Source organism: Neptuniibacter sp. UBA6509 (genome assembly GCA_002435145.1).
Lineage (GTDB): Bacteria > Pseudomonadota > Gammaproteobacteria > Pseudomonadales > Balneatricaceae > Neptuniibacter.
Map to the genome: position 1 here is coordinate 1 of DJLT01000051.1, position 4,933 is coordinate 4,933.

Consider the following 4,933-nt stretch of genomic DNA (forward strand, 5'->3'; position numbering starts at 1 on the left):
CCGCTTAAGTGAACAGCATTGCGGTATAAACCGAGCTTTTTTAGATCAAACTAGAACAGCAGAAGACTAGGCTAAGCTATCGTCCGCAACTTTGTAGTTTGGATCTTCGATCACATTCACTTCTACCAAATTGCCCGCAGTACTTAGCAGATTACGGCACTCTGGACTTAGGTGGCGAAGGTGTAGCTCTTTACCCGCTTTTACATAACGTTCAGCAAGGGAGTCAATCGCTTCGATACCGGAATGATCCATTACGCGGCAGTTGGCAAAATCGACAATCACTTCCGTTGAATCTAGCTTTGGATTGAACTGATCACGGAAGTTTTGAATAGAAGCAAAGAACAGTGGGCCATTCGGTAGGTAAACCTTAACGCCCTCTTCTTCACGAACTTCAAATGCCATATGGCTCGCATGTTTCCATGCAAACACTAGCGCTGAAATAATCACACCGACAACTACTGCAACAGCTAGATCCTGCCAAACCGTTACACCTGTAACAGCAATTACAACCAGTAAGTCAGAGCGAGGAATTTTGCCCCACAAGCGTAAGCTTGCCCACTCAAATGTGCCGATAACGACAATAAACATGACACCCACCAGCGCAGCGACTGGGATAATCTCAATAAGGCTTGATCCAACAAGGATAAAGGCAAGTAGGAACAACGCAGCAGACACACCAGAGGCACGCCCTAACCCGCCTGAGTTGATGTTAATCATACTCTGTCCGATCATGGCACAACCGCCCATACCGCCAAAGAAGCCTGTTGCTACGTTTGCAACGCCTTGACCGATACACTCCTTATTACCACGACCACGGGTTTCCGTCATTTCGTCGATCAGCGTGAGTGTTAATAGGGATTCGATTAGGCCTATAGCTGCCAAAATAAGTGCGTAAGGTACGATCACTTGCAGGGTTTCAAGGGTTAGCGGCACCATTGGGATATGGAACTGCGGTAAGCCACCCGCAATCGTCGCTTCAGCATTACCCGTCATATCGATCAGTACATCCTGAACGGTACGCGTATCAAGGTCTAAGCCTATCACTAACAGGGTTACAGTTAAGATTGCTGCCAAGGATGATGGGATTGCACGGGTAATTTTTGGCAAGAAGTGAATAATGGCCATCGTTAAAGCGATCAGCCCTAACATCATCATCATCTGTTCACCTTGAAGCCACTGCAATGTGCCGTTTTCATCAGTGAACTGGAACTGTTTCATCTGGGCTAAAAAGATAACTATCGCAAGGCCGTTTACAAACCCTAACATCACGGGGTGTGGTACTAAGCGAATAAACTTACCCAGCTTAAATACACCCGCTAAGATTTGGAAAATCCCCATTAAGACGACGGTCGCGAATAGATACTCGACACCGTGCATCGCGACTAAGCTCACCATCACAACGGCTAATGCGCCTGTAGCGCCAGAGATCATACCTGGACGCCCACCAATCACGGCAGTAATTAAACCCACCATAAAAGCGGCATATAGACCGACAAGAGGTTCTACACCCGCAACAAAAGCGAATGCAACCGCTTCAGGAACAAGCGCAAGGGCTACTGTTAATCCTGAAAGGAGGTCGCTTTTAAGCGATTGTGTGCGAGACACAAGCAATTGAATCATTTATCACCTCAGCCACTACGTTGGCTCTTTTTTAACCAGATTTTGCAAGCGCGCGAGTATAACAAATGCAAGTGGCAATTACAGGCATCACTCACGAATAGTTGTTATTAGTTTTTCTCTCAACCCTTCAATCTGTGCAGATGCAATATCTTGAGCCAAAGTAGCCAGCTCATGCTTATCATTAAACTGCTTAATAACAGTCAGTTGGGATAGATTAACCCACGCAGGAGGCAAATTATTGCAATGCGAGATCATTCCGCCATTTTTGTCCCTGCTCATATAGATCACTTTCCCAATTCCTGAGGCAAAAATACGACAACTACACATAGGACACGGTTCGAGTGATACGATCAGCTTGAGCGCTTGTCGATTGATAGTTTTAGGCCTTTCCAGGTCTGTTTCGCTATTTTTTATACCGCTTTTTTTCAAAGAGTTGTCGTTTAAACAGCGTTCCAACTGATCAATCACTCGCATCTCTGCATGCGCTGACGAATCAAACCCTTCGCTAAAAACTTGGTTATTGGCCTCTGCCACTAAAAAACCATCTTTATCAATCAGCACCGCCCCAACACCGTAATTTCCTTGCTCGAGCGCTTGAAAAGCTAATTCACAACAGCGGTAGTGCCACTTCAGCTCACTCTGAGAATACGCAGAGGCATAAGTGGCTATACGCACTTTAATATTTTCCAAATCCATTAACTTATTCTCGAAGGAACCTTTTCCATTAGAACCGCTTCAACTAAGAACGTTTAAACTGATAGCTTTAAATTAAAACAGTCCATATCATTTAATACTCTCAAGTAAGTTTAGCTGCAAAGGCTGATCTTTTTGCTCCGCACTTAATCTATAACCCACACCAATCAGCCTGACAGGCCTTAACCCGCGTTTATATGCATCAATTAGTAACTGTCTAAAGTGAGAGATATCCGGCTGAACAACCGTATTTTCAGCTGTCGTTTGTACAAAGTCATAAAATTTTAGCTTAACAACAACACCTGCTATATCTCGACTCTCTTTGTACTTACTAAATCGCTTCTCAAGCTCTTCAATTAGCATAGGCAACTGATCTAGGCACTGATCAAGTTTACTTATGTCTTGTGGATAAGTATGTTCCACACTGATCGACTTACGCACTCTATGCGTTTTTAAAGGCCTATCATCAATGCCGCGGGCTAATTCAAATAAGCGTGTTCCAAATTTACCAAATCGCTCAGTTAACTCGACAACTGATTTGGCTCTCAGGTCTAAGCATGTGCTAATCCCTATCGCCTCCATCTTAAGGGCCGTTTTCTCACCTACCCCTGAGATTCTCTTAACCGGTAGAGTCGCCAGAAAAGACTCAACTTTTTCTGGATGAACAACACAAATACCATCTGGCTTATTCCAATCACTCGCGATCTTCGCTAAAAACTTATTCGGAGCCACTCCAGCCGAAATTGTAATACCCACTTCGGCCTTAACTCTGCGACGAATCTCCTCTGCTATCAGGGTCGCACTACCCTGACAATGTTTAGAGCCAGTTACATCTAGGAAGGCTTCATCTAATGAGAGCGGCTCTATCTGATCGGTATAATCTAAAAAGATGCCCATAATCTGTTGTGACACCTCTTTATACTTAGCCATACTACCGGGAAGAACCGTTAAATGGGAACACAGTTTTAATGCTTGCGCAGTAGACATCGCCGAACGAACGCCAAACTCTCTCGCTGGATAATTGCAGGTAGAAATCACACCTCTGCGATCAGAACGCCCCCCGATAGCCAACGGGATGTCGGATAATTCAGGGCGATCTCTCATCTCAACCGCTGCAAAAAAACAATCACAATCACAGTGGATAATTTTCCGCTGCATCACACACCATAAATACTGTTTATTTATACAGCATTATAACTAAATTTTGCTATTCCGAAATAGCCCGATCCCTTTCAAAAATCACAAGTAGCTCAAAAGCAACTATTCTGTAATTAGAAGGAATACACATTCAATAAAATAAAACAGTGAACAACATGCAAGATGACCCACATGGCAGCGAGCTTCGTTCAGGTGAGCAGCGCAGACAGACGAAAGACCGTCGTGACGAAATCCGTTTCGAGCCCGGCAAAAAAGACCGCCGTAAAAATGATGGCCGCCGTGAATTTGATAATGACGCTTGGACAAAAGCCATCCGAGAATCAGACGCAGCAGCTGAATAATACCTTTCGTTCAGCTCATAATTTTCGAGTGCGACTTGAGTGAATCTAAGTTGATGGACTTACTTTGTCATGGAAATGACATCAAGTTGTAAATATTTGGTCACCAACCGCCCTTATCTTTTTCATGGTATGAATACACATGAAAATACCCTCATCCCGAAAGAACCTGCGATTAACGTAGAAAAAGCACTTATCAGTAAATACCCAGCCTTTACTGATAAACCGTTGCCCTTTAAACGCTCGGCTCTCTACATGCTACGTAAGCTAGTGCATGAAAGTGAAATAAATAGCTTTCTTGAAATTAACAAAGACGCTTCAGGCTTTGAATTTATTGAGCGCGTTTTAGAATACTTTAACTTTGGTTACAGTATCAGCAACCATGACCGCGCTAATATTCCGTCATCAGGTCGAGTTGTGATCATTGCCAACCACCCTTTAGGGGCACTCGATGGGCTATCACTACTTAAAATGATTGGTGAAATTCGCCGTGATGTAAAAATTGTCGCAAACGATCTTTTAATGAATTTTGATCCAATTAGAAATCTATTCCTACCTGTGAATAACTTAGCAGGAAGCACTCGTAAACGTGATATTCAAGGTATCGTTGAAGCACTCAATCAGGAACAAGCCATTATCGTCTTCCCTGCTGGTGAAGTCTCAAGGGCGGGTATTACAGGCGTAAAAGACAATAAGTGGAACAGTGGCTTTCTTCGCTTTGCTCGAAAAGCGAATGCCCCCATTCTCCCTATCTTTATTGGTGGCAAAAACTCATCCCTGTTTTATAGCGTTTCCTATGTCAACAAAGCCCTTTCCACCATGATGTTGGCCCGTGAGATGTTTAATAAGCGCTCTGTGACTATTCCCATGCGCGTGGGTGAACCGATCCCTTACGCACAAATAGATGCAATCCCCCTATCCTCAACGGAAAAAGTAAAGCTGCTTAAAAAGCATTTATATCGAATTGCCAAAAATAAAAAGCCTCTTTTTATAACCGAGAAAACAATTGCTCACCCGCAAAATAGAAAAGCGTTAAAACAAGAACTACGTGAGGCCGAGCTGTTAGGCGAAACCTCAGATGGCAAAAAGATCTTCCTCTTTGATTACCAACCCGAGTCTGCCGT

At 43.7% G+C, this 4,933-nt stretch carries 5 protein-coding genes; 2 read left to right on the plus strand and 3 right to left on the minus strand.

Going from position 1 to position 4,933, the window contains the following annotated elements; all coding sequences use genetic code 11:
* Nucleotides 1-66 precede the first annotated feature (66 nt).
* From B4K11_RS06925 to dinB, 3 genes are all read right to left on the minus strand, one after another.
* Nucleotides 67-1,620 (minus strand): SulP family inorganic anion transporter, encoded by a 1,554-nt coding sequence (locus tag B4K11_RS06925; protein ID WP_292952740.1) that lies wholly within the window; start codon nt 1,618-1,620, stop codon nt 67-69.
* An 87-nt stretch (nt 1,621-1,707) separates the two neighbouring features.
* Nucleotides 1,708-2,316, minus strand: a complete 609-nt coding sequence (locus B4K11_RS06930; RefSeq protein WP_292952737.1) for a nucleoside deaminase — start codon at nt 2,314-2,316, stop codon at nt 1,708-1,710.
* A gap of 87 nt (nt 2,317-2,403) precedes the next feature.
* On the minus strand, nt 2,404-3,471 hold the full coding sequence (gene dinB, locus B4K11_RS06935; RefSeq protein ID WP_292952734.1) for a DNA polymerase IV: 1,068 nt from the start codon (nt 3,469-3,471) through the stop codon (nt 2,404-2,406).
* Between the two features lie 155 nt (nt 3,472-3,626).
* Between dinB and B4K11_RS06940 the strand changes: the two genes are divergently transcribed.
* Complete coding sequence (locus B4K11_RS06940; protein WP_292952731.1) at nt 3,627-3,812, plus strand: hypothetical protein; 186 nt, start codon at nt 3,627-3,629, stop codon at nt 3,810-3,812.
* A gap of 69 nt (nt 3,813-3,881) precedes the next feature.
* Nucleotides 3,882-4,933: GNAT family N-acetyltransferase (locus B4K11_RS06945; RefSeq protein WP_292959301.1), on the plus strand; the 1,052-nt coding region annotated here is incomplete at its 3' end.